This is a genomic window from Leuconostoc sp., from assembly GCF_965300815.1.
The window spans coordinates 1-4,149 of record NZ_CBDKZH010000111.1; the positions used below are offsets into that span (position 1 = coordinate 1).

6 protein-coding genes and 1 pseudogene are annotated in these 4,149 nt (G+C 44.6%); 4 read left to right on the forward strand and 3 right to left on the reverse strand.

From position 1 onward, the window contains the following. The first annotated feature begins 225 nt into the window (after nt 1-225). Genes ACW12G_RS06720 through ACW12G_RS06730 form a run of 3 tightly spaced genes read left to right on the forward strand, consistent with a single transcriptional unit; the run spans nt 226 to nt 2,111 of the window. Nucleotides 226-396: a hypothetical protein gene (locus tag ACW12G_RS06720; protein WP_010005620.1), complete on the forward strand. Its 171-nt coding sequence runs from the start codon at nt 226-228 to the stop codon at nt 394-396. 53 nt (nt 397-449) lie between these two features. Further along, complete coding sequence (locus tag ACW12G_RS06725; RefSeq protein WP_029509091.1) at nt 450-1,274, forward strand: NAD(P)H-hydrate dehydratase; 825 nt, start codon at nt 450-452, stop codon at nt 1,272-1,274. Between the two features lie 18 nt (nt 1,275-1,292). Then, nucleotides 1,293-2,111, forward strand: coding sequence for an exodeoxyribonuclease III (locus tag ACW12G_RS06730; protein WP_455647579.1), 819 nt, complete (start codon nt 1,293-1,295; stop codon nt 2,109-2,111). 28 nt (nt 2,112-2,139) lie between these two features. Here the strand turns inward: ACW12G_RS06730 and ACW12G_RS06735 are convergent, their stop codons facing one another. Genes ACW12G_RS06735 through tsaE form a run of 3 tightly spaced genes read right to left on the reverse strand, consistent with a single transcriptional unit; the run spans nt 2,140 to nt 3,624 of the window. Then, nucleotides 2,140-2,673, reverse strand: a complete 534-nt coding sequence (locus tag ACW12G_RS06735) for a 3'-5' exonuclease (protein WP_029509089.1) — start codon at nt 2,671-2,673, stop codon at nt 2,140-2,142. Between the two features lie 13 nt (nt 2,674-2,686). After that, on the reverse strand, nt 2,687-3,178 hold the full coding sequence (locus tag ACW12G_RS06740; RefSeq protein WP_048700063.1) for a GNAT family N-acetyltransferase: 492 nt from the start codon (nt 3,176-3,178) through the stop codon (nt 2,687-2,689). Beyond that, nucleotides 3,175-3,624 (reverse strand): tRNA (adenosine(37)-N6)-threonylcarbamoyltransferase complex ATPase subunit type 1 TsaE, encoded by a 450-nt coding sequence (gene tsaE, locus ACW12G_RS06745; RefSeq protein WP_455647580.1) that lies wholly within the window; start codon nt 3,622-3,624, stop codon nt 3,175-3,177. The genes ACW12G_RS06740 and tsaE overlap by 4 nt, the downstream gene beginning before the upstream one ends. A gap of 97 nt (nt 3,625-3,721) precedes the next feature. Between tsaE and ACW12G_RS06750 the strand changes: the two are divergent. After that, a pseudogene (locus tag ACW12G_RS06750) lies at nt 3,722-4,149 on the forward strand (nicotinate phosphoribosyltransferase); the annotation flags it as partial.

Sequence of the window (4,149 nt, forward strand, 5' to 3'; positions counted from 1 at the left end):
ATAGAAGCGTCATTGTTTTTTAATAAATATTTATTGCGCCAATAATTGTCGTCCCTGATACCGCGTTTGTAAATGGCTGTTAAATCATTTAAAATGAAGGCAGTATGATTAAGTCAACGCGTCGATTTTGTTGGCCTAACACACGATTAGTCGGTTCATTCATGGTTGTTTTAGTTTAACGAACAGCATTGAAAATCCAACAACGCGTCTGATCAGGGAGAAATTATGAAGAAATCAATTTTATACACAACCATCTTTGCGATTATTTTAATGTTCGTATCACTTGTCAGTTGGATTTTGAAAGAAGATACTCTCGCGATCCTCACGGCTAATTTCGGCTTAGTGCTGTTAGCTGTCATGACGTTATGGGAAAATCGCAAAGATTTAACCCGCTAAGACAACCTTCATCTGTTTTTAACTGACAAAATTAAAACAATGAGGATTTGATTGTGAAGTCACTTACGGAAAAAATTTTAACACAAGTCATTACCAAGCGACCACCACACACTTATAAAGGAAGTTTTGGGCGTGTACTCATCATTGGTGGTACCGTGCAATATGGGGGCGCCGTGATTATGAATGCGTTGGGCGCAGTTAATGCTGGGGCTGGTTTGGTCACCGTTGCCACCGATCCGGTTAATTTCACAGCCATTCATAGCCAACTACCTGAAGCAATGGTCGTTGATTTCAATGCAGACTTAACAGCTTTAATTCAGCAACACGACGTGATCTTAATTGGTTCTGGTTTAGGTGATCGTTTCGATATTTTGCAAGCTACATTTGCCGCCATCTATCCAAAACACATCTTAATCGTTGATGGTTCTGCTTTGACCCTGGTCGCCCAACACCACTTACCTTGGCCAAACTCACAGCTGGTTATCACCCCACACCAAATGGAATGGCAACGTCTCAGTGGTGTCTCAATACCACAACAAGCCTTTGAAGCTTTTAACGTGCTAGCTTGTGGAAAATTCAATGTGCGGCCTATTCTGGTGCTTAAACAGTTCCATACGCAAATCTATACCCCGACAGATATTTACGAACTCACCATCGGTGGGCCACATCAAGCTGTGGGTGGGATGGGCGATACCCTAGCTGGTATTATTGCTGGCTTTGCGGCCCAATTTTTTGCAGTATCGCTCGCTGATGCCGTCTTAGCCGCCGTGTACACCCACTCCGCCATTGCTGATGAACTCGCAGAAACGCACTATATTACACGACCCACAGCAATTAGTGACGCACTGCCCCGTTTCATGAAAAAATACGCTAATTAAGCCACAAAGGAACCCATCATGCACTTTATCTCTTGGAATATTGATTCAATTAACGCTGCCATCGAGCACAAATCGGCCCGTGGTGAAATGACTTGGGACGTGCTGCAAAAAATTGCCGCCCAACAACCTGACGTTTTTGCCATTCAAGAAACAAAACTCAAAGCCACTGGTCTCACTAAAAAGCAGGCCACAGTGTTAGCTGACCTTTTCCCTGACTATCAAATTTATGTCAACGCCAGTGACGCGCGCTCTGGCTATTCAGGCACCATGATTCTGACACGTTTGACACCACTTGCTGTGACTTATCCAACCATTGGGGCGCCAGGTGAGATGGATCTTGAGGGTCGGATTATCACCTTGGAATTTGAGGACTTTTTTGTCTCAACCGTTTACACGCCAAATTCTGGTTCTGCCTTAGCGCGCCTCGCTGATCGTGGTGCTTGGGACGATGCTTATCGCGCCTACATCTCATCACTGGATGCCCAAAAACCTGTGATTTTTAGTGGCGATATGAACGTCGCGCATCAAGAAATTGATTTGAAAAATCCCAAAACGAATCATAAGTCTGCTGGCTTTACCGATCAAGAACGTGAAAAGTTCACTGAGCTCTTGTCTGCTGGTTTCACTGATACCATGCGTGCCCAAAAACCAGATACCCCTGGTATTTATACTTGGTGGGCCCAAATTAGTAAAACCAGTAAAATTAATAATTCTGGTTGGCGGATCGATTACTACCTCGTCAGTGATCGCATTGCAGATAAAGTGACAGAAACAGCCGTGATTGACACGGGTCTGCGTCAAGATCACGCCCCTATCTCATTAAAAATGGCTTTCTAATCAAAATGACCTCACCGGCTTGGTGAGGTCATTTATTTTTAACAAAAGGTTTGAGACTAGCTGTCCCAAAATGTTGGTCTTGATAAATTAAAATTTGCGCGGCTGCGACAGCATCATCCAACGCATTATGATGATGGTCTAACGTAATCCCCAGATTTTCAGCCACCGTGTTGAGCTTATGGTTACGGAAGTGCGGAAAAAGTTGCCGACTGCTACGCACAGTGTCTAACAACATATAGTGCGGTGCTTCAATCCCGTAATACGCCAATGTTCCCTGCAACACCCCATGATCAAACGGCGCGTTATGGGCCACAACAAGTTTGTCTTCGGTAAATAGTGGCGCCACCTGCGCCCAAATTTCTGGAAACTTTGGCGCCTGCGCAACATCTTGTTCACGAATACCATGAATAGCGGTGTTGCGTGCACTAAAGTAAGTTTCTGGTTGAATCAAACTATAAAACTCATCCACTACCTCGTTTTGCCGAACAACCGCCAGAGCCATCGATACGGCAGAGTGTTTTTCATGATTCGCTGTTTCAAAATCCATTGCAACAAAATTCATCGTGTCCTCCTATTTAAGCCAAGTCCTTGACCATACGTTGCAATTGCGTGGCCCGCCCATTGGGTAACACGATAGCGACTGGTTCATCAACGGCTTGAAAACCAAACTTTTGATAAATATGTTGGGCGGGGTGATTATCTTGTTGCACATCTAACCAGACCTGATCTAAGCCAACGTGTTCAGCCCAATCGAGTAAGGCTGTTAACAGGCTTTGGCCTAAACCAGCCCCGTGAAATTGTGCCAAAATCGCCATGCCGACTTCACCGTTTTCAATTGAGCCAATACCCACCGGTAAATTCAGCGCCCCTTGTTCAGCAATGAGTAACAACGTAATGGCCGGCCCGTCACTGACTTCGGGGATCACATCCCCATCACGGACACTCGTCACCAAAAACGTATCCGTTTCCGTCATCAACTGGTGAATGAGGGCTTGCCATTCAGCCGCACGTTCTAAGCTAGCCTCAGCTAGCTCAAAGGCAATGGGTTGGGTTAAATCAAATGTCATAGTTGTGCCTCAATCTTTTCCGCTGTGCCTAAACCGTGAACTTGAATTGTCCGCACATCATCGTCATCACCACGCAAAAAGTTAAGGACAAGCCGATCATTTGGGAGTAAATCAGCCATGAGTTGTGGCCACTCAATCAAGGTTACCCCATCCGTGCCAACATAATCTTCAAAACCTTGATCTTGCGCCCCTGTCTCTTCTAAGCGATAAGCATCAAAATGATAAATTGGAAAGTCGCGGGCCGCATAGGTATTCATAATATTAAAAGTGGGGCTTTTCACGCGTGCGCGCACGCCAAGTTCACGCGCAAATCCTTGCGTAAAGGTGGTCTTACCGGCCCCTAAATCACCTTGTAAGGTAATCACTAAACCAGGATAAGCGAGCTTGGCTAAGCGTGCTGCAAACTGTTGGGTTTCGTTTGAATTGTTTGTCAAAATTTCTGTCATGTTTCTATTATATCACGGCTTTTACGAGATATTTTTTCTACGATAAGGCCCCTGTTTTTTTGCTATAATGGGTTTAATAATTTTAAAGGAAATCACCATGATTTATCCAGACGATTCACTGACTCTACATACCGATCTGTATCAGATCAACATGATTTATACCTATTGGCAAGCGGGCATTGCGCAACAGCCCGTCGTTTTTGAAGCTTATTTTAGAAACCGGCCGTTTAATAACGGCTACGTGCTCTTTGCTGGTTTGGCACATGCCGTTAATTATCTGGAAAACCTGACCTTTACCACTAGCGATATTGATTATTTGCGTCATTTGTCACTTTATCCAGAAGACTTCCTAACTTATCTAGCTGATTGGCGCTTAACGGCTACAATTCGAGCACCACATGAAGGTGAAGTGATGTTTGCTCAAGAACCATTACTGCAAGTTGAAGGGCCCTTGGTCGATGCGCAATTACTCGAAACTGCCCTCCTCAACATGATTAACTTTCAAACGTTAATTGCCACCAAAGC